General features: G+C 62.5%; 25 protein-coding genes. 17 read left to right on the top strand and 8 right to left on the bottom strand.

Going from position 1 to position 22,515, the window contains the following annotated elements:
- The first annotated feature begins 7 nt into the window (after nt 1-7).
- Nucleotides 8-223, top strand: a complete 216-nt coding sequence (locus AC6CIG_RS01660) for a hypothetical protein (protein WP_026169042.1) — start codon at nt 8-10, stop codon at nt 221-223.
- 17 nt (nt 224-240) lie between these two features.
- On the opposite strand, the gene AC6CIG_RS01655 is transcribed toward AC6CIG_RS01660, so the two are convergent.
- Complete coding sequence (locus AC6CIG_RS01655; RefSeq protein ID WP_498322090.1) at nt 241-780, bottom strand: cupin domain-containing protein; 540 nt, start codon at nt 778-780, stop codon at nt 241-243.
- Between the two features lie 140 nt (nt 781-920).
- Here AC6CIG_RS01655 and AC6CIG_RS01650 point away from each other — a divergent pair, with 140 nt between their 5' ends.
- Nucleotides 921-1,643: a glutathione S-transferase gene (locus AC6CIG_RS01650; RefSeq protein ID WP_100671529.1), complete on the top strand. Its 723-nt coding sequence runs from the start codon at nt 921-923 to the stop codon at nt 1,641-1,643.
- Between the two features lie 3 nt (nt 1,644-1,646).
- Here AC6CIG_RS01650 and AC6CIG_RS01645 read toward each other — a convergent pair whose 3' ends face one another.
- Entirely contained in the window at nt 1,647-2,288 is a 642-nt protein-coding gene (locus AC6CIG_RS01645) for a UdgX family uracil-DNA binding protein (RefSeq protein WP_275599317.1), read from the bottom strand.
- 86 nt (nt 2,289-2,374) lie between these two features.
- Nucleotides 2,375-4,180: a malto-oligosyltrehalose trehalohydrolase gene (gene treZ / locus AC6CIG_RS01640; RefSeq protein WP_498322089.1), complete on the bottom strand. Its 1,806-nt coding sequence runs from the start codon at nt 4,178-4,180 to the stop codon at nt 2,375-2,377.
- Between the two features lie 142 nt (nt 4,181-4,322).
- Between treZ and glgX the strand changes: the two genes are divergently transcribed.
- Together glgX and AC6CIG_RS01630 are read left to right on the top strand one after the other, a co-directional pair.
- A complete protein-coding gene (gene glgX / locus AC6CIG_RS01635) occupies nt 4,323-6,419 on the top strand; it encodes a glycogen debranching protein GlgX (RefSeq protein ID WP_102761716.1) in 2,097 nt (698 codons plus the stop codon).
- Nucleotides 6,412-7,554 (top strand): DNA topoisomerase IB, encoded by a 1,143-nt coding sequence (locus AC6CIG_RS01630; RefSeq protein ID WP_498322087.1) that lies wholly within the window; start codon nt 6,412-6,414, stop codon nt 7,552-7,554. Before glgX ends, AC6CIG_RS01630 begins: the two co-directional genes overlap by 8 nt.
- A gap of 192 nt (nt 7,555-7,746) precedes the next feature.
- Here AC6CIG_RS01630 and AC6CIG_RS01625 read toward each other — a convergent pair whose 3' ends face one another.
- Nucleotides 7,747-8,484, bottom strand: coding sequence for a BON domain-containing protein (locus AC6CIG_RS01625; protein ID WP_102761718.1), 738 nt, complete (start codon nt 8,482-8,484; stop codon nt 7,747-7,749).
- Nucleotides 8,485-8,653: 169 nt separating this feature from the next.
- Between AC6CIG_RS01625 and AC6CIG_RS01620 the strand changes: the two genes are divergently transcribed.
- The 4 genes from AC6CIG_RS01620 to AC6CIG_RS01605 all read left to right on the top strand — a co-directional run bounded on the left by AC6CIG_RS01620 (nt 8,654) and on the right by AC6CIG_RS01605 (nt 10,168).
- Nucleotides 8,654-8,818, top strand: a complete 165-nt coding sequence (locus AC6CIG_RS01620) for a hypothetical protein (protein ID WP_018099003.1) — start codon at nt 8,654-8,656, stop codon at nt 8,816-8,818.
- 94 nt (nt 8,819-8,912) lie between these two features.
- Nucleotides 8,913-9,212, top strand: coding sequence for a DUF2934 domain-containing protein (locus AC6CIG_RS01615; protein WP_102761719.1), 300 nt, complete (start codon nt 8,913-8,915; stop codon nt 9,210-9,212).
- A gap of 73 nt (nt 9,213-9,285) precedes the next feature.
- Nucleotides 9,286-9,726 carry a CBS domain-containing protein gene (locus AC6CIG_RS01610; RefSeq protein WP_010976090.1) on the top strand — a complete coding sequence of 147 codons (441 nt, stop codon included), beginning with the start codon at nt 9,286-9,288 and terminating at the stop codon, nt 9,724-9,726.
- A 73-nt stretch (nt 9,727-9,799) separates the two neighbouring features.
- Nucleotides 9,800-10,168, top strand: a complete 369-nt coding sequence (locus AC6CIG_RS01605) for a hypothetical protein (RefSeq protein WP_018099001.1) — start codon at nt 9,800-9,802, stop codon at nt 10,166-10,168.
- A gap of 116 nt (nt 10,169-10,284) precedes the next feature.
- Here AC6CIG_RS01605 and AC6CIG_RS01600 read toward each other — a convergent pair whose 3' ends face one another.
- Complete coding sequence (locus tag AC6CIG_RS01600; protein ID WP_100671545.1) at nt 10,285-10,719, bottom strand: DUF4168 domain-containing protein; 435 nt, start codon at nt 10,717-10,719, stop codon at nt 10,285-10,287.
- Between the two features lie 307 nt (nt 10,720-11,026).
- Between AC6CIG_RS01600 and AC6CIG_RS01595 the strand changes: the two genes are divergently transcribed.
- The 5 genes from AC6CIG_RS01595 to AC6CIG_RS01575 all read left to right on the top strand — a co-directional run bounded on the left by AC6CIG_RS01595 (nt 11,027) and on the right by AC6CIG_RS01575 (nt 15,672).
- The gene (locus AC6CIG_RS01595; RefSeq protein ID WP_102761720.1) at nt 11,027-11,419 is read left to right on the top strand and encodes a RidA family protein; all 393 of its coding nucleotides are present in this window, start codon (nt 11,027-11,029) and stop codon (nt 11,417-11,419) included.
- A 135-nt stretch (nt 11,420-11,554) separates the two neighbouring features.
- On the top strand, nt 11,555-12,553 hold the full coding sequence (locus AC6CIG_RS01590; protein ID WP_102761721.1) for a TRAP transporter substrate-binding protein: 999 nt from the start codon (nt 11,555-11,557) through the stop codon (nt 12,551-12,553).
- Between the two features lie 84 nt (nt 12,554-12,637).
- The gene (locus AC6CIG_RS01585; RefSeq protein WP_102761722.1) at nt 12,638-13,114 is read left to right on the top strand and encodes a TRAP transporter small permease; all 477 of its coding nucleotides are present in this window, start codon (nt 12,638-12,640) and stop codon (nt 13,112-13,114) included.
- A complete protein-coding gene (locus tag AC6CIG_RS01580) occupies nt 13,111-14,391 on the top strand; it encodes a TRAP transporter large permease (protein ID WP_102761723.1) in 1,281 nt (426 codons plus the stop codon). Before AC6CIG_RS01585 ends, AC6CIG_RS01580 begins: the two co-directional genes overlap by 4 nt.
- Before the next feature lie 36 nt (nt 14,392-14,427).
- A complete protein-coding gene (locus tag AC6CIG_RS01575) occupies nt 14,428-15,672 on the top strand; it encodes a Zn-dependent hydrolase (protein WP_102761724.1) in 1,245 nt (414 codons plus the stop codon).
- A 53-nt stretch (nt 15,673-15,725) separates the two neighbouring features.
- On the opposite strand, the gene AC6CIG_RS01570 is transcribed toward AC6CIG_RS01575, so the two are convergent.
- Both AC6CIG_RS01570 and AC6CIG_RS01565 read right to left on the bottom strand, forming a co-directional pair.
- Complete coding sequence (locus AC6CIG_RS01570) at nt 15,726-16,646, bottom strand: LysR family transcriptional regulator (RefSeq protein ID WP_102761725.1); 921 nt, start codon at nt 16,644-16,646, stop codon at nt 15,726-15,728.
- 158 nt (nt 16,647-16,804) lie between these two features.
- Nucleotides 16,805-17,614 carry a class I SAM-dependent methyltransferase gene (locus tag AC6CIG_RS01565; protein WP_498322082.1) on the bottom strand — a complete coding sequence of 270 codons (810 nt, stop codon included), beginning with the start codon at nt 17,612-17,614 and terminating at the stop codon, nt 16,805-16,807.
- Nucleotides 17,615-17,719: 105 nt separating this feature from the next.
- On the opposite strand from AC6CIG_RS01565, the gene AC6CIG_RS01560 reads away from it, so the two are divergent.
- From AC6CIG_RS01560 to AC6CIG_RS01545, 4 genes are read left to right on the top strand one after another with little or no spacing between them, the layout of a single operon-like run.
- On the top strand, nt 17,720-18,844 hold the full coding sequence (locus AC6CIG_RS01560) for an ABC transporter substrate-binding protein (protein WP_102761727.1): 1,125 nt from the start codon (nt 17,720-17,722) through the stop codon (nt 18,842-18,844).
- Between the two features lie 53 nt (nt 18,845-18,897).
- A complete protein-coding gene (locus tag AC6CIG_RS01555) occupies nt 18,898-20,034 on the top strand; it encodes an ABC transporter substrate-binding protein (protein ID WP_102761728.1) in 1,137 nt (378 codons plus the stop codon).
- Nucleotides 20,031-21,101 carry a FecCD family ABC transporter permease gene (locus AC6CIG_RS01550; RefSeq protein ID WP_033047834.1) on the top strand — a complete coding sequence of 357 codons (1,071 nt, stop codon included), beginning with the start codon at nt 20,031-20,033 and terminating at the stop codon, nt 21,099-21,101. Before AC6CIG_RS01555 ends, AC6CIG_RS01550 begins: the two co-directional genes overlap by 4 nt.
- On the top strand, nt 21,095-21,856 hold the full coding sequence (locus AC6CIG_RS01545) for an ABC transporter ATP-binding protein (RefSeq protein ID WP_018098989.1): 762 nt from the start codon (nt 21,095-21,097) through the stop codon (nt 21,854-21,856). The genes AC6CIG_RS01550 and AC6CIG_RS01545 overlap by 7 nt, the downstream gene beginning before the upstream one ends.
- A gap of 24 nt (nt 21,857-21,880) precedes the next feature.
- On the opposite strand, the gene rfbC is transcribed toward AC6CIG_RS01545, so the two are convergent.
- Nucleotides 21,881-22,420, bottom strand: a complete 540-nt coding sequence (rfbC, locus tag AC6CIG_RS01540) for a dTDP-4-dehydrorhamnose 3,5-epimerase (RefSeq protein ID WP_102761729.1) — start codon at nt 22,418-22,420, stop codon at nt 21,881-21,883.
- Nucleotides 22,421-22,515 lie beyond the last annotated feature (95 nt).

The following is a 22,515-nucleotide window of genomic DNA, read 5'->3' as shown; positions in this document are numbered from 1 at the left end:
GGGTTCCATGCATTCCGAAGAATACCTCGAGCTTCACTACGATCTGCTGAGCCACAGGGCGCTCCTGTCGTGTGGCCGTAAGGCATACGTGCTGCCGGACATCTACGAGACCAAGGAAATGGCACAGATCGCTGCCCAGAAATTCGCCTGGGAGAAACTGGGACTGAAAGAGCGGGCAGCGGGCTGCCGCACCGCCGCCGATCTCCCGGTCTGGCTGCGCTGACGAACTGCAGCAAGTGATCAGTGGCCCTGTGCTTCGCCGAGACCGCGCCCCGCATGCATGGCGGACTGCCACACGGTGACCGCAGGTCCTTCTGCGCCGAGAATGGGGTCCAGGCTCGGCAGCGGCACCGAGGCGATTGCCTTGCGGTCATCCGCGGTCGCGGGCTCGCTCTGGATCTCGGCATCCTGACCCGGCGGATAGCCGCCGACGACCAGGAAATCCACGCTAGCCTCGTTCCGGCGGTGGCCCGTACCCGCCGGGAGGAGGATGACGTCGCCGGCTGCGACCTCGATCTCCTGTCCCTCCGGCCCTCCGATCAGCAGTCGTGCCCGGCCTTCCGCGATTCCGAGAACCTCGTGCGCACCGCAATGGTAATGGTGATGGGCAAAGACGCCGTTGCGCCACAGGCCGCGCCAACCATTGGCCTGGAAGCGTTCCTCTATCCGTGCGGCTCCCTTTTCGGTAACGTCGACCGCTTGACGATAGACCAGGACCGGCAGGCGCGGGTTGTTCGGTACGCCGCCGCTTTCGGCGAACATGAGCTCTTCGATTTTCATTGGTTTTCTCCTCGGCGCAGGGATGTTCCGTTCCCTGCCGAACCGGAACGAATTGCGCGGCTGTATGTTTCCTTCAATCGTGCTCAGAAAAGACTCCGGCCGCGAACAAAGATGAATGCTGGCAAAGAAGGGGACCTTTCATGCCATACAAGCTCTATTACTGGGACGGCATTCCCGGCCGCGGTGAATTCGTGCGCCTCGCGCTGGAGGAGGCCGGCGCGGATTACGTCGACATTGCCCGCCAGCCAGGCGGCACGAATGAAATGCTGAAGCTTATGAAGGAGCCCGGTGAGGCCGCCGCTCCCTTCGCTCCCCCGTTCCTCGTCGATGGCGACCTCGTCATAAGCCACGTCGCCAACATCCTTTTTTATCTCGGGCCGAGGCTCGGTCTTGTTGCCGAGGACGAGGGACTTCGAACCCTCACCAATGGTCTGCAGCTGACGATCACCGATTTCGTTGCGGAGATTCACGACACGCATCATCCGATCGCCCTGTCTCTCTATTTCGAGGACCAAAAGCCCGAAGCGCTAAGGCGGTCGGCCGATTTCCTCTCCGAGCGCCTGCCGAAGTTTCTCGGCTATTTCGAACGCGTGCTCACACAGAACCCCAAGGGGCCGAGCCATATGGTCTCGGACCGGTTGAGCTACGTCGATCTTTCGCTTTTTCAGGTGATCGAAGGCCTCCGCTATGCCTTTCCCAAGGCGATGGATGCCTATGAGGCAAACATTCCCGGACTGGTCGCCTTGCATGATGCCGTTCGTGCACGCCCGAGAATTCTGAGCTATCTGGCCTCGGAGCGGCGGCTCGCCTTCAACGAATCCTGCGTCTTCCGCCACTATCCGGAACTCGACCGGCAGTCCTGACCGTCAACCGGTGCGAGCCTTGACCTTGGCGAGATCGTCGACAAACCGGGCGCGTTCCGCTTCGGGGTCGGATCTGCCTCGGATTCTCAGAAGATAAGAGGGGTGGATGGTCACGAGAACGGAGAAGCCCCCGGGCGCCGTCAGAAGCTCGCCGCGGTTTCTGGTGACACCCACGCTTCGCCCGAGCAGGGACATCAGCGCCGTGGCCCCGAGCGCGACGACGATTTCGGGGCGGAGCTCATCGAGTTCGGCGCCGAGCCACCAGGCGCAGGCCTGAATCTCACCGGCATTCGGCCGCGAATGCAGCCGGCGCTTGCCGCGCTGTTCGAATTTGAAGTGTTTGACGGCATTGGTGAGATAGCACTCCGACCGATCGATGCCGGCTTCGTGCAGGCATTCGTCCAGGACGCGCCCGGCGGGTCCGACGAAGGGGCGCCCGGCAAGGTCCTCGCGGTCGCCGGGCTGTTCGCCGACGAGCACGACACGGGCGTCGACCGGGCCCTCGCCGAAGACCAGTTGGGTGGCGTTCTTGTAGAGGTCGCAGCGCTCGCAACCCTCCGCCTGCCGCCGCAGAGAGGCAATCGTCTTTGCCTCGGCGTGTTCGCCGGCAAGGGCCGGTCCAAGCTTCGCAGGCTGTTTCGGCATCGTTCCTCGAGGCGCTCCCCCTTTATACTCGCCGCGGCGTCTAACCGTGAGGCTCAAGGCATGTTCCCCTGTCTGCCGATGGCGTGTCACCGCGCAATGGCGACGGCGATGCCTGGACCGGCCAACTCGCTGCCGTCGACGGTCTCGCCCCCGGACGTGTCGCTCGTGAAGATCGGCTGACCGCGTATTGCGGGAACGGCCTGTGTCTCCTGCAAAAGATTGACGCGCAGTTCCAGGCAAGCCTCCCCGAACTGCCAGTCGACGGCGATGATGCCGTCCTTGGTCTCGTATGCACGGCAATCCGGTACGGCGGTGCCGGCGATCAGCGGCACGATGTGCCGCTGCCTTATCCCGGCGAGGTCGCGCATATAGGCAAGATATCGCTCGCCGGCAGGGCTTGTCGCGCGGCTCCAACGCAGCTTTGAGCCGGCAAAGACGGCCGGGTCAAGCGGATCGGGCAGATCATCCATCGTCTTGCCCTCTGGAAGGCCGCCGAAATTTTCGGCTTCGTCCCGGCGTCCCAGCCGGATAGCCTCGGCTATTTCCCCCTGGTAGTCGGCGAAGAAACAGAAGGGCTGCGTCTCGCCGTATTCTTCACCCATGAACAGGAGAGGGATTTGCGGCGTCAGCATGTGCATCGCCGCCAAAACGCGCAGCCTGTCCTCCTGGAGGAGCGAGGCGAGACGTTCGCCGAAGGCGCGGTTGCCGATCTGGTCGTGGTTCTGCAGGAAATTTACGCGGCCTTGCGGCGGCACGCGGGCTCGGCTCCCCTCAGGAGAGAAATTGTCATCCTTTGCCGGCACGGCGAAGCCATCGGCCAACGCGCTGCGGATCTTGCCCCAGGGCTCGTCGGCGAAGGGGCGATAGTGGCCCTTGGTTTCGCCGGTCGCCACGACGTGGAGAGCATTGTGAAGATCGTCGTTCCATCCCGCATCGAAGAGCATGCGCGTGCCGCTCGCGTCGCGCTGCAGAAGGCTTCTTCGGCGGTGAGCGTCTTCCAGCACCAGGTGGATCTGGCGCTCGGCGAACGTTTCCCGAACCTCGTGCTCCAGCGCGAGGAGAAAATGCGGCCGGGTCGTATCGCGGATCTGTTCGGTCGCATCGAGACGCAATCCGTCGAAACGGAATTCGCCGAGCCAGTAGAGCGCGTTCTCGATGAAGTAGCGCCGGACCGCTTCCTCCTCGAAGGCGATCGACGCTCCCCACGGTGTCGGGCGATCCTTATTGAAGAAGCGGCTCGCATAGCGGGAAAGGTAATTTCCCTCCGGCCCGAAGTGGTTGTAAACGACATCGAGCAGGACCGTCAGACCGAGCGAATGGGCCGCATCCACGAGCGCCTTCAGGTCATCCGGCTTGCCGTAGGCATTATGCGGAGCATAGTGCAGCACGCCGTCGTAACCCCAGCCCCGCACACCGGGGAATTGCGCGACGGGCATGATCTCGATCGCGGTGATTCCGGCCCCGGCCAGATGCGGCAAGCGCTCGATTGCAGCGCGGAAGGTGCCCTCCGGCGTGAAGCAGCCGACATGCAACTCCGAAATGACCGTCTCCTCCCAGGGCCTGCCGCGCCAGGAGGAAGCCTGCCATTCATAGGCGGCGTGATCGACGACGATCGACCTACCGGAAGCTTCCCGCTCCTGTGCCGAGGAGGCGGGATCGGCGACCTCGGTGCCGTCGGCAAGGCGGAAGCAATAGCGCTCCCCCGCCTTCGCCTCCAGCGTGATTTCGAACCAGCCGCCATCGAGTGACTGCATCTTATGCGCGGCCCCGCCGAGAACCAGATCGACGTCCCGCTCGTCGGGTGCCCACAAACGAAACCGGCATGTGTCGCCGTCGATGAAATTCGCGCCCCAGCTGTTTCTGAAATGTGCACGTGTCGAGTTCGCCGGCATCGATATGTCCCTCGAGATGAAAGGCGAGGAACTGGCCAAGGGCGGGGAAAGTTCCCCCGGCACTCGTCCGGGAACAGGAACAAATGCCTGCCCGTTGCGTTGCATCAAAGCTGCCGGGCAAGGCGGTAGAGGGCGCGACTGAATGAACCTGACTTTTTCCGAACTCGATTTCATAAAACCTGAACTCGGTGCAGAATACACCGGGCAAGGGACCCATTTTGCGGTTTTCTCGGCGCATGCGGAGAAGATCGAGCTCTGCCTGTTTTCCCCGGACGGGCGCCAGGAAACGGCGCGCATGCCGCTGCCGAAGCGCGAGGGCGACATCTGGTCCGGTTACATCGAGGGTATCGGTCCCGGCACCCTCTACGGCTACCGCGCCCACGGACCTTACGATCCGCACAATGGTCACCGCTTCAATCCGAACAAGCTGCTGCTCGATCCCTACGCCAAGCTGGTCGCGGGTGAGCTCATCTGGGACGATGCGCTCTTCGGATACACGATCGGCAGCCCCGAGGGCGATCTTTCCTTCGACGAGCGCGACAGCGCCCCCTTCATGGTGAAGGGCGTCGTTCAGGACCCGACTTTCGACTGGGCGGGCGAAGAAGCGATCCGCCGTCCCTGGACGGAAACGATCATCTACGAGACGCATGTCCGCGGCATGACCATGACGCATCCCGGCGTGCCGGACGAGCTGCGTGGCACGTTCCTCGGCATGGCGAGCGATCCGATCATCGAGCACCTGACGAAGCTCGGCGTTTCGGCGATCGAATTGATGCCGGTGCAATATTTCCTCGACGACCGTTACCTGGTAGAGCGGAATCTCAGAAACTATTGGGGATATCAGACGCTCGGATTCTTCGCTCCGCACGAGCGCTATCTCAAGGGCGACCGCTTTACAGAATTCAAGACGATGGTGAAGCGGTTTCATTCCGTCGGCATCGAGGTTCTGATGGATGTCGTCTACAACCATACGGCGGAGGGCTCGGAACGGGGCCCGACCTTGAGCTTCCGGGGGCTCGACAATTTCAGCTATTACCGTCAGTCGCCGGACGAGCCGCGCCACACCTACGACACGACCGGTACCGGCAACACGCTCAACGTTGCCCATCCCCTGGTGCTGCGCATGGTCCTCGACAGCCTGCGTTACTGGGTGGGAGTGATGCATATCGACGGCTTCCGCTTCGATCTCGCAAGCACGCTCGGCCGCGAATACATGGAGTTCGATCGCGAGGGCGGCTTCTTCGACGCGATCCGGCAGGATCCTATCCTGGCGGGTGTGAAGCTGATCGCCGAACCCTGGGACGTCGGCGAGGGCGGCTATCAGCTCGGCGGCTTCCCACCGCCGTTCCGCGAATGGAACGACCGGTTCCGCGACGACGTCCGGCGCTTCTGGAAGGGAGACGGCGGCATGGTTCCGGTGCTTGCCGAGCGCATTCTCGGTTCGCCCGTGCAGTTCAGGCACTCGGACCGTGCAGCGACCTCGTCGATCAACCTGGTGAGTGCCCATGACGGCTTCACCCTGATGGACACGGTCTCCTACGGCGAAAAGCACAACGAGGCGAACGGCGAGGAGAACCGGGACGGTCACTCCGACAATCATTCCGACAACATGGGCGCCGAGGGCCCGACCGACAACGGGGAGATCATCAAGGCGCGCAAACGGCGGCGGGCGGCCATGCTCGCCACCCTGATGATCAGCCAGGGCGTGCCGATGGTGCTCGGCGGCGACGAGTTGGGAAACAGCCAGCAGGGCAACAACAACGCCTATTGCCAGGATAACGAGATCGGCTGGCTCGATTGGAGCGGAGCGGAGGACGGCTTCGTGGATTTCTGCCGCAAGCTCCTCGCCTTCCGCAAGGACCATCCTGTCTTGCGGCAGGAGCGATTCCTCGACGGAGAGCCCGACGAGAATGGACGGGTCGAAATCGCCTGGTACAAGGCGGATGGCAGTCCCATGGACGAGGGCGCCTGGCACGACGCCGAGCTCCGCCTGATTTGCGCCTATATATGCCGCGTCGGGCAGGGCGAAGCTTCGCCGGCCGGCGAGATCGTCCTCGTGCTCAATGCAGGCGGTGATTGCGAGATAGCCCTTCCCCGCGGAAACGGAAGCAGGCGCTGGCTACGCGTGCTCGACACGGCAGCCGAAGAACCGTTCGGCACGTGCGCCAGCGCGGATCGCGACACTATCCCGGCGCAGAGCGTCGTCGCCTTCGTCCCGCAGGAGGGAGGCAATGGTTAGAGCAACGATGGTCGACGTGCTCGAACCTCCGCCTTGCGTGATCGCGAATGGTCCGCGGAACGTGGCGGCGGCCGGTCTCGTGCCCGAGGAAACCGGGCTCGTCTATGTCAGCGACAGCGAGCCGGGCATCCGGCGGCAAAGGCGTGGCAAGGGGTTTGTCTACCGAATGCCGGACGGCTCGATCGTTACCGATCCGTCGATCAAAAGCCGCATAGCGGCGCTGGGCCTGCCGCCTGCCTATGAAGACGTCTGGATCTGCCTCGAAGAACGGGGGCATCTGCAGGCCACGGGCTACGATGCACGCGGACGAAAACAGTACCGCTATCACAGCGCGTGGCAGGCTCTCAGGAGCGCCGACAAATTCGCGCAACTGGTGGAATTCGGTAAGGCGTTGCCCAGGATACGCCGCACGATACGGCGCCACATGCAGGGTGACGTGGAAAACATGCAAACCGTGCTCGCGGCGCTGGTCGCCCTGCTGGACGAAGCCCATCTGCGCACCGGCAACCAGGCTTACGTGCAGGCCAATGGGAGCTATGGTGCCACGACGCTTTTGAAGCGGCATCTCAGGCTGGGCGACGGCTTCGTAGAGCTGAAATTCATCGGCAAGGGCGGCAAGCGCGTCCAGCGGCTGCTACGCCGCCCCAAATTGCAGCGGTTGCTCGAAGAGATCGCGGATCTGCCGGGCAGGCAGCTTTTCGTCTGGAAGGATGAAAACGACGCCCTGCGGCCGGTCGATTCCGGCCGGCTCAACCGGTACCTTTCAGAGGTGGCCGGAACAGCGGTTTCGGCAAAGACATTCCGGACCTGGGGCGGCACTCTCGCGGCTTTCACGGCCGCTCGCACCTCGATCGAACATGGTGAGTGGCCGACGATCAAACAGATGAGCGAAGCGGCGGCGTCCGTTCTTCACAACACGCCCGCCATCAGCCGGAGCAGCTACATTCATCCGGATGTGCTCGCTCTCGCCGACAAGTCGGCCTCGATCTCCGCGCGACAGCTTCAGGCGCGCGGGCGCTCGGACAGCGAACTGCGTGTGGAGGAACAACGCTTGCTGAGTTTTCTTCGGCGCTCGGCGCACTCGAGGGCGCGGCAGGCAAGATCTGCCGCGGAGCAGCGACGCGCTTCCAACTAAGGGCTGTTTAGGTTCACGGTGCCGACCGTGCGCCATTGATCGTAGCCGATCAATGGACAAAAACATGCAGCAGCTAAGACGCGCGGCGCTGCAGGAAACTTTTCCGAGGACTGAAATCTCTCCGCCTCGTCCCTGTGACGAGCACAGGGACGAGGCGAGCAAACACCCTCCGCTCTCACGCCCACAATCGCCTCAACTAAGATCGGTAAGGTTCGGGTTCTGCTGAATAGTGCCGGTATCCGCCGTCTCGATGCGCAGGTTGTTTTGCACATTCGTGACTCCAGATACATTCTCTGCACAGTCCTCGGCGCGGCGCTTCGCCCATTTGGAGCTCACCGAACCATTGAGCTGTACTTCGCCGTTCGACACGCTCACTTCGATGTTGGAGGCGTCGAGAGCGCCGTCGTCACTCAGGCGGTCGCTGACATCTTCCTGGATGCGGCCGTCGGTGCGCCTGTAGCCTTTCGGGCCCTTGCCGCGGTGCCGGTCCATCTCCCGCCTGCGTTCGGCATCTTCGTCACCGAACCAGGAAGCGACCTCGTCGCTGGCGCGGTCGAGAAAATCGCGGTCGTGGCGATAGTCGCGCGTTTCGCCGTAACCTCCGTAGCCGCGGTAACGGCCCTCGCCGCGATAGCCATAACCGGGGCCGTGATAATCCCTGAAATAGCGCTCGCGGCCCCTACGATCGTAGTCGTCGTCGCTCCAGCGTTCGCGTTCGCCGCCGCGGTAGCTCCCGGTCGGCCAGTTCATCGAGCTCTCGTAGTCGGCGCCACGCGGCTCGACATCTTCGTCGAAGCGGCTGCGCGCCCGACCGCGGCGCTCGGATCCATAGTTGTAAGGGTCGCGCTGGCGCTCGTTCTCCCAGTCGCGGCGGGCCCAATCGCGACGGCCGTAGGGATCGTATCTGCCATAGTCCGGATGTCTGGGCATGGGCTCTCTCCTGGCTTTTGCTCTTGCTGATGTTGGGTCAAACCCACGATCGCCCCAAAGGGTTCCGCGCTTCGCCCCCGTTCGCTGCGCCGCCGGCGGAACAATCGCGCACGGTCGGGATTGTCCCCGAAAGAGGGGTGTCGCCCCCGCATGCCCAAGGGAGACGAAAATGCCGAACCCGCGTCAGCCGGAGCCGGTACCGGAGCCGCCGCCGCCGGACTTGCCGCCCTGGTATCCCGAGCCGCCGATCGAGGAGCCCGATCCGGACCGCCTTCCGGATGAAATTCCGGTCCCTAATCCGGACGAAAATCCGGAGCCGCCAAAGCACATTTGAAGGTCCCGCGCGGATGGCGCCGCGGGCGGAACAAATGGACGGTCGCGCCGTTTGAAACTCGCCATCAACGAAGTCCAGCGGCGAGGTAAGGGACATGGACGAGCGAAGGGACACGGACAGCGAACGCGAAGAGCTCATCAGGCGCAGAGCCTATGCGATCTGGGAGCAGGAGGGCCGGCCGGACGGGCAGCATCAGCGCCACTGGGAGCAGGCCGCCAGAGAAATGCAGGGATCTGAAACGCAGGGACCGGAAACGCAGAGAGACGGCCCCGCGCCGGAGAGCGGGGGCCAGGCCAACGGCAGCAGGCGGCGCGAAAAGCAGACCGCGGCGGGGGCTGGGGCGCCCGCTTCGCCCGAAGGAAATCCGGCGGCCCGCCCGGACGGCGGGCGCTGAGCGGCCGTAACGGCGGCTCGAGCCTTCCCGGGCAGCCGATGAAACCGCCGACGAAACGTGAAGGAGAAAACAAATGCGTGTATCGGAGATCATGACAAGAGACGTTCATCTTGCAAGCCCCAACGACACCATAACGGCTGTTGCGCGGCAGATGGCGGAAAACGATATCGGCTTCATGCCGGTCGGAGACGATGACCGCCTGATCGGCATGATAACGGACAGAGACATCGTCGTGCGCGGCGTTGCCGATGGTATGGACCCGCAGGCACGGGTGGCCGACATCATGACCACGGACGTGAAATATTGCTTCGACGACGATGAGGTGGACGATGTCGCGCGCAACATGGGCGACATCCAGGTTCGACGGCTGCCCGTGGTGAACCATGACAAGCAGTTGGTCGGGATCGTTTCGCTTGCCGACGCGGCCCGCGAACAGCCGCAAATGGCCGGCACCGGCCTGAAGGGCGTGACCGAACCCGGTGGATCCCACAACCAGTCCAACCGAAGCGGCTGAACGGTCCGGCGGTTGGGCACGGATGGGGGCGCGATGGCGCCCCCTTTCTCATTTTGCAGAAGGGAGGCCGACTATGGCAGGGAAACAGGAAAGCATGCCGATCCGGACTGGTCTCGCTCCCGGCGGTGCCGCGGAGCCCGACGATCACGTCGCCGATGCCGGCGATGCAGGAAGCGGTGCGCCCTATCTCGGCGAGGTGGATCGGGCGCGCCCCGACCCGCCACAGCCGCATCCGCGCAATCTTAGTGGAGGCGACGGAAAGGTCGCGATGACGCTTACGAATACGCCGACCGAAGCGGGCGTCGAAGCGAACGACGCCACTGGCGGCGAATACTGGAATCGGGTGCTCGGCGACAATACGAACGCCGGCACGCTGCGTTTCCTCGCCGCTGTGGGACTGTTCGTTCTGATAGCCGCGGCACTGTTCTGGCTCGTGAGCTGAAGAGCTCGGATCGTTTCACGCAATGGTGAAACGATCTAAGTCTTTGAAATGCGCAACTCCGGACAGAAAATCGCCACGCGATCTTCTCGGAGCTGCTCAAAGGGTCGAAGCCGTGCTTATTGCTGCTGCGGCTGCTGCGGCGTGGACGTCTGGAGCTTTTCCTGAACCTTCTGGGCAAGCGCCGGATCACTCTGCGCAGCCTTGAGGATCGTCGTATACTCCTCCACCGACATGTTCGGCGCGGTCTCTACGGCCTTCACCATTTCCTGACTGGCTTCGTTCTGCAGCTTCGCCTTCGCAGCCTCGTCGGTGGTAGCCCCGATTTTCGTGGAGTACTCCTGCCTTACCTTGTCGACCTGAAGATAGGCCACTGCAAAGGCCTCGATCTTCTGATCGCTGATCGGGGCGCCTGTGCCGCCGGCGTCGGGTTGGGTCTGTGTCGGCTGCGCCTGTTGCGCCTGCGCGATTTCCAGAGCCGAAGCCGGGCTGAGAAGCATTAAGCTGGAGGCTGCAACGGTCAGCGATGCAACGAGTGTATAGCGAGTAATCATGTTCTGTCCTCCATGACGTGCATGACTTGATCGGCAGCAATACCGCCTTGCTCGTTCGCTCCGCCGTCGAAACGACGCAAGCGACTCGGGGAGCATGTACGCCCCGGAAGTGCTCGGTGCGGCGACGACGGGGCAATTTGCTGACCATTAGGCGGCAGCTTTGTGGCTCCCTCCGGGGCCATGTGGAACAAGATGCAGGGGCTTGGAACGCAATATACGCTACGGCTATACATTGCTCGAAACGTGGCGCGAACGGTATCTCCCACACGACCGGGTACGATCTGCGCCGATAAAAGGGTCATGCGACATGAAGCACGAAATCATTGAAATCCCTGTGATTTCCGAAGCAATCCGAAGACTGGGCGCGCCGACCTCCGCGTTGACCTGCGTCGGCGGTCTTCTCTATACGTGCGGGATGCCGCCGATCGACCTGAACACAGGCGAGATCGTCAGGGGGGACATGACCGTCCAGACGCGCGCCTGCATGGACGCGCTCTCGTTCACCCTCCGCCATGCTGGCTCCTCGCTCGACAATGTCTTCAAATCGCTCGTCTTTATCACCGATAACGATTTGGCGGCGGAGATGAATGCGGTTTATCGCGCGTATTTTCCGGGCGGCTTTCCGGCCCGCAGTTGTGTGGCGATCAAGCCTTGGACGCATTTCGATATTGAGATCGAATGTATCGCCACCGTGGAGTGATGCGATCTTTTCTCACAGGAAATCGCAGCCACTCCCATAAGCGGACTCAATGTTTGTCATTGAGTCCGGCTATTTGCGTTGCGGGCATCATGCCCGCCTAATATGCCCAGAATAAACGCAACAAATGAGGGCGCTATGAAACTGGGCATTTCGAAAATTTCCCGCGGTCTTGCCGCCACCGTGATCGCTGGCATCGTCGGACTTTCCGCTCATACGGCTGCCATGGCCGAAACAACGATCCGTCTCGGCCACGTGCTTGCCGACACCCATAGCTGGCACAAGGCCTCGACGGACTTCGCCAAGGAGGTCTCGGAGAAGACGGAAGGCCGCGTCAAGATCGAGATCTTCCCCTCCGGCCAACTCGGCACGGAGAAGGAAGTCATCGAGGGCATGCAGATCGGCACCATCCAGGGCGGCCTGATCGGCAGCGGCTCCTTCCAGTTCGTCGAACCGAAGTTCGGCATCATCGAAATGCCCTATGCCTGGACCAGTCGCGAACAGGCTTTTGCCGCGCTCGACGGCAAGCTCGGCACAGCGCTTGCCGATCTGCTTCGGCCGAAGGGCATCGAGGTTCTCGCCTGGTGGGAAAACGGCTTCCGCAACATCACCAACAACAAGCATCCGATCGTCAAGCCGGCCGATCTCGCCGGCATCAAGATCCGCGTAACGCCGGACAAGGTTCGGCTTGCGACGTTCGAACGTCTCGGCGCGCAGCCGGCGCCGCTGGCCTTCGGCGAGCTATACTCGGCCCTGCAGCAGGGCGTGTTCGACGCCCAGGAAAATCCGCTCTCGATCATCGATGCCTCGTCGTTCTACGAAGTACAGAAATACGTTTCGATGACCGGCCACATCTGGGGCGCCGCATGCCTGACGGTGTCGAGCATGACCTGGGCGCAGGTTTCCCCCGAGGACCAGGCCATCGTGAAGGAAGCGGCCGTCAAGTGGGGCAACGCTCAGCGCCAGATGGTTGCCGATAACGAGGTCGCGCTGATCGAGAAGCTGAAATCGAAAGGCATGCAGTTCAACGAGGTGGACAAGGCTGCCTTCGTCGACGCCCTGAAGCCGATCTGGGAAAGCGAGAAGGACGTTTTCGGTCCCGAGCTGCTTGAAGTCATGGACAGCTATCGCAAGTGATGCGGTCGTCCTGCCCGCCGGTTGCGGGCAGGACGTTTCCCATCGCCGGGCCATGTCCGTCCGTCCACATCCAGCGAGGCTTCCATGCAAGACGCATCGACACCGCGCCCGCGGATTTCCAATGCCATAGACAACGTAGCCCGCGCGGCGGGCGGCCTGGCCATCGCCACCTTCACCGCCATCATCGTCTACGTCGTCATTTGCCGTTATGCCCTTTCCTTCACACCGCGCTGGTCGGAGGAGATCCCGCGTCTTCTCTTGGTCTGGGTGACGTTCATCGGTGCGGTTTCCGCCTTCGTCCGCAACACGCATCTTTGCGCCGGCCTGACGGACCTGCTCGTTGCGCCCGGCCGGTTCCGTTCCTTCCTGGCCGTACTCGCGCGTCTGGCATCCCTCCTGTTCCTGGTCGTCGTCATCTGGTCCGGATGGAAGATAACGGTGCTGACATGGTCGCATGAAACCACGGTCCTGAGCTGGCCCGCCGGGCTCGTCTATCTCGCGCTGCCGGTCACCGGCGCCACCGCCCTCGTTGCCCTCGTTGCCGCGGAACTGCGCAAATGAGCCTTGCCCTTCTCGTCCTCTTTGCGGTCTTCATTCTTTTGCTCCTGATCGATGCACCGATCGCGATTGCGCTTGCGCTTTCCTCGGTCGCTTATCTGCTGGTCGGCGATGTCTTGCCGCTGATGGTGGTCGCGCAGCGCATGGTCGCGGGGATCGACAGCTTCACGCTGCTTGCAATCCCGCTTTTCCTGCTTGCCGGTTTGCTGATGGTGCATGGGGGGCTCGCCCCGAGGATCGTCAATCTCTGCGCGGCTGTCGTGGGACAGCGGACGGGTGGTCTCGCCATCGTGATGATTGCCGCCTGCATGATGTTCGGCTCGCTCTCGGGATCGGGTGTCGCGGACGTGGTGGCGATCGGTTCCATGCTGCTGCCGGCCATGAAGGAGCGCGGCTACGATCCGGGCTTCTCGGCCGCAGGTCTCGGCTGCGCCGGTTCGCTTGGCACGGTCATTCCGCCGTCTATTGTCCTGATCGTCTACGGAACGGCGACCGGAACGTCGATCGGGCAGCTTTTCATTCACTCCATCGGTCCAGGTATCCTGCTCGGGCTCGGGTTGATGGTCGTCGCGTGGTGGATTTCCCGCAAAAACGGTTGGAAGGGCGGGGAACCGTTCAGCTGGACTCGGCTGGGCACCGCTGTGCGCGAATCCGTGCTTGCCCTGCTCGCGCCGGTCATCATCGTCGGCGGCATCCGCTTCGGCATCTTCACACCGACGGAGGCGGCGGGCATCGGCGTCGCCTATGCGCTGCTCGTCGGGGCTTTCGTCTATCGCCAGCTGACGCTCGCCAAGGTCTTCGGCCTCTTGCGCGACACGACGGAAATGACCGGTTCCATCCTCATCGTCATCGCGGCCGCCTCGGTCTTCGGCTGGATCCTGACGGTCGAGCAGGTTCCGCAGCTCGTCGTCAATGCCATCACCGGCGCGACCGAGAGCGCCACGGTCGCTCTCATACTGATGATGGCCGCGGTCCTGGTCCTTGGCACTTTTATGGAATCGATCGCCATCATCCTCATCCTGGCGCCCGTTTTCCTGCCGGTGCTGCGGGTCTTCGAGATCGACCCGGTCTATTTTGGCGTACTCCTGACCATCAACCTGGCGATCGGCGCCAACACACCGCCACTCGGCATCGACCTGATGGCCGCGTGCCGCACCGGTGGCATTCCGATGTCGGCGTCCTTCCGCTACCTGCTGCCGTTCATCGGCGTCATGGCGCTCATCATGTTCCTCCTCATTCTCTTCCCGGGGCTGATGACACTGATGTCGCTCGGAATGTGAGCCGCTTCGTCCGCAATTGCATTTGAAAGGTGAACCATGTCGTTCGCATCGAACACCCGTGCCAACATCGATCGCTTCTGGTCGACCATCGAGACTTCCGCCGAAATCGGCCAGGGGCGGCCGGGCGGTCTCGCCCGCCTCACGCTGACGGACGATGATCGCAGAATGCGCGACCTGTTCGTCAACTGGTGTCGTGATGCAGGGCTGAGCGTCGAGATCGATGAACTCGGCAACATCTTCGGGCGGCGCGAAGGAAGCGACCCGTCGCTGCCGCCGGTGCTGATCGGCAGCCATCTCGATACCCAGATCAACGGTGGTCGCTTCGATGGGATTGCCGGCGTTCTTTCCGGACTAGAGGTGATCCGTACGCTGAACGACGTCGGTCACGTCACCCGCCGTCCGATCGTCGTCGTCAACTGGACGAATGAGGAGGGAGCGCGCTTCTCGCCGCCCATGGTTGCTTCCGGCTGCTTCGTCGGGGCCTATGACGGGGACTGGGTCAAAGAGCTCGTCTCCGACGACGGAGCGCGTTTTGGCGCCGAGCTCGAGCGCATCGGTTACAACGGAAACAAGCCCTGTCGTGCCGGTGAGATCGATGCCTATTACGAACTGCATATCGAGCAAGGGCCGATCCTCGACCTCGAGCAACGCGATATCGGAGTGGTGACGGGCGGATATCCGAGCTACGGGATGAGGGTGCGCTTTACGGGAAAGACGGCGCATACCGGCCCGACGCCGATGGACCTGCGCCGCAATGCGCTGATCGCGGGCGCACGCTGGCTGACTGCCGTGGACGACATCGGCTGGGACTTTGCCGTCGGCGACGGCAAGGCGACAGGCGCCCGGCTGGCGGCGTGGCCGAACAAACCGGGTATCCTCTCCGACACGGCCCAAGCGATCTGCGACGTTCGCCATCCCGATGCGGCGACCGCGCGCGTCATGGGTGAAAAGATGCGCCGTGCCGTCTTCGAAAGCGCCGCCCGCGCCGGCTGCGACGCGGTCATAGAGGACGAGTGGTTTTGGGGCGGGGACATTTTCGATCACGCGATGGTGGATGGAATCCGGGCGGAAGCGGTCCGGATGGGCTACGACTGGCGTGACATCCAGTCCCAGGCCGGCCACGATGCCTATTTCCTCGCGCGACATTGCCCGACGGCAATGATCTTCACGCCCTGCAAGGGCGGCATCACCCACAACAACGAGGAAGACTGCGACCGCGACGATCTTGCGCCGGGCCTCAATGTCCTGTTGCACGCGGTCGTGGCGCGCGCCGACCGCTGATCGATCGGAGCACTTCCAGGAAGATTGCGTACCGGCTTTCCGCCGGGACGCCCTCAGTGCATTTCCGGGTAGAGCGAACGTAGCTCCTGCATCAGGTCGATGAAATGTTGCTCGGCGCGGGAATAGTCACCTTCCGGGTGCGTCACCAGAAACACGTCCGCGCCGAGCGGATAACCCTTGATTTCGAGCGGCCAGAGAAGTCCGCTCGCGACTTCGTCGTGAACGGCCGTCAACGGGAGAATTCCGATCCCGAGGCCGGCGACGATCATGCGTCTCACCTCCTCGAGATTTGGGCTTTGCCCGCTTATCCGTTCGCCGAGACCGAGGCTTTGGCTGAGGACCGCCATCGGCTCGAGACCCATGCCTTCGGTGGCGCAGGTAAAGGAAACAAAGGATTCCTGCCGCAATTCCCTCTTCTCCACCTCCTTACGGCCGAAGAGGGGATGCTCAGCGCCGCAATAGACGCTGAATTCTTCGCGAAACAGCAACTGACAATTCAGGCTGAAGACGGGGCGCGACAGGAGACATAATCCTATTCCGCATTTCTCCGTCTGAATCCGCTTGACCGTGTCCTGGCTGTTCTGGACCTCCATCACCCAGGTTACGGAGGGATAGCGCTGATGGTAGAGACGCAACGCCTCGTTTATGAGCGGGGACTCGAGGTTCGAGATGATCTGGATGCGCACCTCGCCGAACTCCTCGGCGGTTCTTTCCTGCGTGAGCTGGCCAATCCGCTCGACGGCACGGAAGATCTCACTGCATTCCTCGTAGATTTTCTGTCCCCGGGCCGTCAGCTCGAACTTGCGGCTGCCGCGAAGAACGAGCTGACAGGCCAACTGCTCCTCCAGTCGTTGCAGCGCCTGACTGACCGATGGCTGGCTCATGTTCAGCCGGGCCGCTGCCCGCGTGAGGCTTCGCTCTTCGGCGATCATGAAAAACGACCGCAGGAGATTGAGATTGAGATCTGTCGACATCGTACGGGCCTATCCATTTGCAACTCCACTCACGTGGGTCGGCACCAGCTGCTGAACCACGATGGCAGTGCAGCTTCCCGGAGAGATAGAGCACCGACACGTCGAAGCTCAAGAGTGCTGAATTGGCCGGCCGCCGCGCGCAGCCTAGTAGGCCGGCATCAGATCACGGGTTTGCTTGCGCGGATAGCAAAGCGATGCTGGCTTCTGCGCGCAAGGCCCTTGAACAGATTCCAGTTCTTTGCCTGCATCCGGTGTATCTCTCCGAGATCGGTATCGACGGTGATGTCGGCGAAACCGGCGGCCCGCAGCAATTCGACGACGGCCTCGGCGCGCGCTCCTTGCGAGAAGTGGACGCGGGCAAGAATGCTTCGATGCGTTTCCAGCATCTCGCGCGGCTGTGATGGCGCCTCGGGTCTGAGAAGGCCGACACGCTGCCCCCAGGCGTTGAGCGACGAAAAGAACCGCTCGAGCCGGGTCGAATTAACGAAATCGCCGTCGACGACGAGAATCCTGCCGCCGGGCTTGAGGACGCGAAGCCATTCCCTGAAGGCTGCGGCCGGGTCCACCAGCGTCCATACGAGATGCCGGTTCACGACGACGTCATAATGGTCGTCCGGCTCCATGGTATTTTCCGCGTCGCCAATGCGGAAGGAAATATCGCGTCCGCGGCTCTTCGCTTTTTGCCGCGCGCGTTCCAGCATCGGCTCGGCCCAGTCGATACCCGCCACCCGGAAGCCGAGATCGTCGAGAAGGTGCGAGACCACTCCGGTCCCGCTCGCAAGATCGAGCGCAGAGCGACCGGCTCCCTCGCCGAGATGGCGCAGGATGAGCCGATGCCAGGCGGCGCGTTCCTCCTCGGAAAAAATCTCGTGGCCGGGAGAGAGATCGAAAGTGGCCGCACGTTGCGACCAATAGGCTTTGATTTCGTCGCGAAGATCATAATTGGGCCGCGTTGCCACGTCGCTCATTTTCAGTCCCGGTATCGTCTGTTTGGAAGCGTTCTAAAAGATATATGTTGACTGGTAAAGTCATGAAATATTAGAAGGCACCGAATTTCGAAGGAGCAGGGAACGATGAAGGTTTTCAACATGGTGGCCGCTGCCGCCGCAGGTTTCTGCACGCTTGTTTCGAGCGCCGCGTTCGCCGACGCCATCAAGGTAACCGATGTCACCGGTCGCGAGGTCGAAGTCAATGTGCCGGTCGAGCATGTGATCCTCGGAGAGGGGCGACAGATCTACTTTGTCGGCGCTCTCGACAAGGACGAGCCGTTCAAGCGGGTCGTCGGCTGGCGCGACGACCTCACCAAGGCGGATCCCGAGACATACGCCGCCTTTCTCGAGAAGTTTCCCGATATTGCCAAGCTGCCGACCTTCGGCGGCATGAAGGACGGCACCTTCGACGTTGAGCAGGCGGTGGCGCTGAAGCCGGACGTCATGCTGATGAATATCGACGCAAAGACCGCAACCGAGGAAGCGGGCTACATCGAGAAGCTCGAAAAAGTCGGCATTCCGCTCGTCTATGTCGATTTCCGCGAAAAGCCGATGGAGAACACCGAACCGAGCATGCGCCTTATCGGCAAGCTGTTCGGTGAGGAGGCAAAGGCCGAGGAATTCATCAAGTTCCGTGCCGACAGCATCGCCAAGGTGACCGATACCCTCGCCAAGGCCGATCCGAAAAAGCCGCTCGTGTTCATGGAGCGCGCCGGGGGCTATTCGGATGACTGCTGCATGTCGTTCGGCAACGAGAACTTCGGCAAGATGGTCGAGCTCGCAGGCGGCGTGAACATGGCGAAGGACATCATTCCTGGCACCTTCGGCACCGTCAATCCGGAGCAGGTCATCGCGTCCAATCCCGACCAGATCATCATCACGGGCGGCAACTGGGAGGGTTACGTTCCTGGCGGGGCCTGGGTCGGTGTCGGCTACGGCGCGGACGAGAAGGAGGCGCAGCGCAAGCTCGATGCCCTCACCACGCGTCCTGCCTTCACCGGTGTGAAGGCGGTCAAGGACGGCAATGTCCATGCCATCTGGCATCAGTTCTACAACAACCCCTACCAGTTCGTGGCCATACAGCAGATAGCGAAGTGGCTGCATCCGGATCTGTTCAAGGATCTCGATCCGGAGGCGACGTTCAAGGAACTGCACGAGCGCTTCCTGCCATTGCCCTACAAGAGCGGCTACTTCGTCTCCCTGAAGTAAGGCTCCAAGTTCGGAAGGCGTCAGCCTTCCGATTTCCCGTTCGCGAGGTTCCGATGCGGATACTGAGGAAGGCTCTTCTTGCGCTTGCCGCCGTGGCATTTGCCGCGGCGCCGGTGACCGCGGCGGAAATCACCGACGTTACCGGACGAAAGATCGAACTCGATCTCCCGGCAAAACGGATATTGCTGGGAGAGGCGCGCCAGATTCACATCGCGGCGGCACTCAAGCGCGAATCCGTCTTCGATACGATCGTCGGCTGGCGCGACGACCTGATCAAGAAGGATCCGGACTCGTATGCGGGTTACCTCGAGCGCTTTCCGAAGATCGAAAAGCTGCCGCGTTTCGGTTACATCCCGAGCGGTGATTTCAGCCTGGAGGCGGCAATCGCGCTCAAGCCCGATGTGCTGACGCTCAATCTCGAAGCCGAAGAAGCAGTCGAGGAGTCGGGCTTCATCGAAAAGGCGGCAGCCGCGGGCATAGCCGTGGTCTATCTCGACTTCCGGGTGGACCCGTCGAAGAACAGTGAGAAATCCATCCGGATTCTGGGCCAGCTCTTCGGCGCGGAGACACGGGCGGACGAGTTCATCGAGTACCGGCGCGCCCAGGTCGCTGTCGTGAGCGAGCGGCTGGCCAAAGCCGGAGCGGTCGACCGCCCCACGGTCTTCATCGAGCGCTCGCCCGGAATAACGGGTGAGACGGCATGCTGTCGGACCTTCGGCCCGGCGAATTTCGGCGAGATGGTCGAAAAGGCCGGCGGTCACAATATCGGATCCGACGTATTCACGACCACGTTCGGCGATCTCAATCCCGAGCAGCTCGTCGTCGCGAATCCCGAGCATGTGATCGTCACCGGCAGCAACTGGTCGGCCGAGTCGGACCTGAACCAGTTCGTGAGCGTCGGACGCGGCGCCGATCCAGCGGCGGCACGGGAGCGGCTGAAGGGCCTGATGCAGCGGCCGGCTTTTGCGAACCTCGAAGCGGTGAGGGTTGGCAGGGTCTATGCCGCCTGGCACCAGTTCTATGGCGCGCCCTATGAGTTCGTGCCGATCCAGCAATTCGCCAAATGGTTCCATCCGGACCTTTTTGCGGATATCGATCCGGACCGGACCTTCCGTGAATTCCATGAGAAATTCCTTCCGGTTGCCTATCGGCCGGGCTATTTCGTGTCGCTCACCGACGGAGAGAAATGATGGCCGCTATCGCCGAGGAGACCGCAGGCATCGAAGGGCGCGGTCGGTACCGCGCTCTCGTCTTTCGCCGGCTCTTCATGCTGTCGGGACTCGTCGCCGCCCTGTTCATCTCCGTCGCCGTCGACATGGCGCTCGGCCCGGCCAATTATTCCCTTTCGGACGTTCTGACGGCCCTGTTTCATGCCGAGACGGTAACCGATCAGCTTCGCGTCGTGATCTGGGACATACGCATGCCCATCGCGCTGATGGCCGTGACGGTCGGCGCCTCGCTCTCTCTCGCCGGCGCGCAGATGCAGACGATCCTGGCCAATCCGCTGGCAAGTCCGTTCACGCTGGGCATCTCGGCCGCGGCCGGCTTTGGCGCGGCGCTCGGCCTCGTCGCGGGCGTTGCCGTCTTCCCGGTCGCCGTTCAGTACATGGTGCCGCTCAATGCCTTCCTGATGGCTATGATAGCGGCGCTCTTCATCCATTTCGCCTCCACCATGCGCGGGGTCACCGTCGAAACGATCGTCCTTCTGGGCATCGCGCTCGTCTTCACCTTCAACGCCGCGCTGTCGCTGCTCGAATATCTCGCTTCAGAACAGGCGCTTGCGGCGGTCGTTTTCTGGACGATGGGCAGCCTCACCAAAGCGACATGGCCGAAGGTCTGGGTCACGGCCGCCGTACTGCTCGTCGCGGTGCCGGTCTTCGCACGCCGCGCCTGGGCGCTGACGGCGCTCCGGCTCGGCGACGACAAGGCGGCGAGCTTCGGCATCAATGTCCGCCGCCTCAGGCTCGAAACGATGCTGACGGTCAGCCTGCTCGCGGCGATCCCGGTGTCCTTCGTCGGAACGATCGGTTTCGTCGGTCTCGTCGGACCGCATATCGCCCGCATGCTCGTCGGCGAAGACCAGCGGTTCTTCCTGCCGGCCTCCGTCCTTTGCGGCGCGCTGCTGCTCTCCGTAACGTCGGTGGTCAGCAAGATGATCATTCCCGGAGCGGTGCTGCCGATCGGCATCATCACCGCGCTCGTCGGCGTACCCTTCTTCTTCGTGCTGATTTTCACCAACAGGAAGCGCGCATGGTAAGCCTCGCCCTCAAGGATGTCGGCGCCACCTATGGCCGGCGTGTGGTCCTTTCCGACATCAACACAGGCACTTTGAGGGGCGGGCAACTCACCGCCGTCATCGGTCCGAACGCGGCCGGGAAGTCGACGCTGTTCAAGCGGATCGCCGGCCTTGCCGCCGGTCCGGGCCTCGTCCATCTTTCCGATACGGCCAAGGGCGCGGAAGCAATCTGCTACATGCCGCAGGATACCGGCGCCAATGCCGTCCTGACGGTCTACGAGTCGGTGCTGCTTTCCGCCAAACAGGGTTCGGGCTGGAAGGTCAAGGACGGCGAACTGGCGGAAATCGACCGCGTGCTTGCGGCGCTCAAGATCGAGGATCTCGCCTTTCGCGGCCTTGGCGAACTTTCCGGAGGGCAGCGCCAGCTCGTCTCCATCGCGCAGGCGCTGGTGCGCAAGCCCGAGGTCCTGCTGATGGACGAGCCGACTTCGGCGCTCGACCTCTTCCGCCAGATCGAGGTGCTCGGCTTCATGAAGCGGCTCGCCGCTCAATCCGGCATGGCGGTGCTGATCGCCCTGCACGACCTGAACCACGCGCTGCGCTATTGCGAGGATACGATCGTGATCAGCGGGGGATCGGTCGTGGCCAGCGGCCCGACCCATGCCGTCGTCACCGCCGACATGCTGAAAACGGTCTATCGCGTCGAGGCGCGCGTCGAAGCCTGTTCTCGCGGGCGGCCGGTCATCATCGTCGACGACTCCCTCGCCTTCGGGTGAAGTGCCGCCGCTGCGGCAGCGGCCTCAAGCGGAGATAAAGGCAAAGGCACGGTCGCGCTCCGACATCTGTGCAACTTCGAGCGGCCAGGAAATGGCGAGGTGCGGGTCGAGCGGATTGAGCCCGCCTTCCGCTTCGGGCGCATAGGGCTTGTCATGCAGGTAGACGAGTTCGCAATTCTCGCTCAGCGTCTGAAAGCCATGGGCAAACCCGCCGGGGATCATCATCGAGCGGGCATTCTCCGCGCTCAGGATTTCACCGTGCCATTGCAGATAAGTGGGCGAATCCGGCCTGATGTCGACGGCGACATCGAATACGGTGCCGGCCAGGCACGAGACGAACTTCGCCTCGTCATGGGGTGGCCGCTGGAAGTGCATGCCCCGGATCGTGCCCTTCGCTCGCGTCAGCGTGTGGTTGATCTGCGCGATCGTTCCGTCAGCGCCGAAATCGCGCAATTCGTCCCGGCAGAAGAAGCGTGAGAAAAAGCCGCGTTCGTCGCCGGTTTGCTTGCGCTCGACGACCGTGAGGCCGGCGAGAGACGTGGAGAGACGATTGAAGCGCGACATGAATTCCTCGATACAGCGTTCCCGACCGTTGCTTCTTGCACGATCCGGCGTTGACGCGGCAAGCGCTAACTGGAAAAGAGGACACCGAGACAACC

Source organism: Sinorhizobium sp. GQ132, assembly GCF_059758575.1.
Note: the sequence above shows the minus strand (reverse complement) of the source record. Positions and strands in the feature narration are given on the sequence as shown.

What these genes read in the sequence shown, in the direction of transcription:
- AC6CIG_RS01660 (WP_026169042.1), top strand. Translation starts at nt 8, where the DNA reads ATGCATTCCGAAGAATACCTCGAGCTTCACTACGATCTGCTGAGCCAC.
- AC6CIG_RS01655 (WP_498322090.1), bottom strand. Translation starts at nt 780, where the DNA reads ATGAAAATCGAAGAGCTCATGTTCGCCGAAAGCGGCGGCGTACCGAAC.
- AC6CIG_RS01650 (WP_100671529.1), top strand. Translation starts at nt 921, where the DNA reads ATGCCATACAAGCTCTATTACTGGGACGGCATTCCCGGCCGCGGTGAA.
- AC6CIG_RS01645 (WP_275599317.1), bottom strand. Translation starts at nt 2,288, where the DNA reads ATGCCGAAACAGCCTGCGAAGCTTGGACCGGCCCTTGCCGGCGAACAC.
- treZ (WP_498322089.1), bottom strand. Translation starts at nt 4,180, where the DNA reads ATGCCGGCGAACTCGACACGTGCACATTTCAGAAACAGCTGGGGCGCG.
- glgX (WP_102761716.1), top strand. Translation starts at nt 4,323, where the DNA reads ATGAACCTGACTTTTTCCGAACTCGATTTCATAAAACCTGAACTCGGT.
- AC6CIG_RS01630 (WP_498322087.1), top strand. Translation starts at nt 6,412, where the DNA reads ATGGTTAGAGCAACGATGGTCGACGTGCTCGAACCTCCGCCTTGCGTG.
- AC6CIG_RS01625 (WP_102761718.1), bottom strand. Translation starts at nt 8,484, where the DNA reads ATGCCCAGACATCCGGACTATGGCAGATACGATCCCTACGGCCGTCGC.
- AC6CIG_RS01620 (WP_018099003.1), top strand. Translation starts at nt 8,654, where the DNA reads ATGCCGAACCCGCGTCAGCCGGAGCCGGTACCGGAGCCGCCGCCGCCG.
- AC6CIG_RS01615 (WP_102761719.1), top strand. Translation starts at nt 8,913, where the DNA reads ATGGACGAGCGAAGGGACACGGACAGCGAACGCGAAGAGCTCATCAGG.
- AC6CIG_RS01610 (WP_010976090.1), top strand. Translation starts at nt 9,286, where the DNA reads ATGCGTGTATCGGAGATCATGACAAGAGACGTTCATCTTGCAAGCCCC.
- AC6CIG_RS01605 (WP_018099001.1), top strand. Translation starts at nt 9,800, where the DNA reads ATGGCAGGGAAACAGGAAAGCATGCCGATCCGGACTGGTCTCGCTCCC.
- AC6CIG_RS01600 (WP_100671545.1), bottom strand. Translation starts at nt 10,719, where the DNA reads ATGATTACTCGCTATACACTCGTTGCATCGCTGACCGTTGCAGCCTCC.
- AC6CIG_RS01595 (WP_102761720.1), top strand. Translation starts at nt 11,027, where the DNA reads ATGAAGCACGAAATCATTGAAATCCCTGTGATTTCCGAAGCAATCCGA.
- AC6CIG_RS01590 (WP_102761721.1), top strand. Translation starts at nt 11,555, where the DNA reads ATGAAACTGGGCATTTCGAAAATTTCCCGCGGTCTTGCCGCCACCGTG.
- AC6CIG_RS01585 (WP_102761722.1), top strand. Translation starts at nt 12,638, where the DNA reads ATGCAAGACGCATCGACACCGCGCCCGCGGATTTCCAATGCCATAGAC.
- AC6CIG_RS01580 (WP_102761723.1), top strand. Translation starts at nt 13,111, where the DNA reads ATGAGCCTTGCCCTTCTCGTCCTCTTTGCGGTCTTCATTCTTTTGCTC.
- AC6CIG_RS01575 (WP_102761724.1), top strand. Translation starts at nt 14,428, where the DNA reads ATGTCGTTCGCATCGAACACCCGTGCCAACATCGATCGCTTCTGGTCG.
- AC6CIG_RS01570 (WP_102761725.1), bottom strand. Translation starts at nt 16,646, where the DNA reads ATGTCGACAGATCTCAATCTCAATCTCCTGCGGTCGTTTTTCATGATC.
- AC6CIG_RS01565 (WP_498322082.1), bottom strand. Translation starts at nt 17,614, where the DNA reads ATGAGCGACGTGGCAACGCGGCCCAATTATGATCTTCGCGACGAAATC.
- AC6CIG_RS01560 (WP_102761727.1), top strand. Translation starts at nt 17,720, where the DNA reads ATGAAGGTTTTCAACATGGTGGCCGCTGCCGCCGCAGGTTTCTGCACG.
- AC6CIG_RS01555 (WP_102761728.1), top strand. Translation starts at nt 18,898, where the DNA reads ATGCGGATACTGAGGAAGGCTCTTCTTGCGCTTGCCGCCGTGGCATTT.
- AC6CIG_RS01550 (WP_033047834.1), top strand. Translation starts at nt 20,031, where the DNA reads ATGATGGCCGCTATCGCCGAGGAGACCGCAGGCATCGAAGGGCGCGGT.
- AC6CIG_RS01545 (WP_018098989.1), top strand. Translation starts at nt 21,095, where the DNA reads ATGGTAAGCCTCGCCCTCAAGGATGTCGGCGCCACCTATGGCCGGCGT.
- rfbC (WP_102761729.1), bottom strand. Translation starts at nt 22,420, where the DNA reads ATGTCGCGCTTCAATCGTCTCTCCACGTCTCTCGCCGGCCTCACGGTC.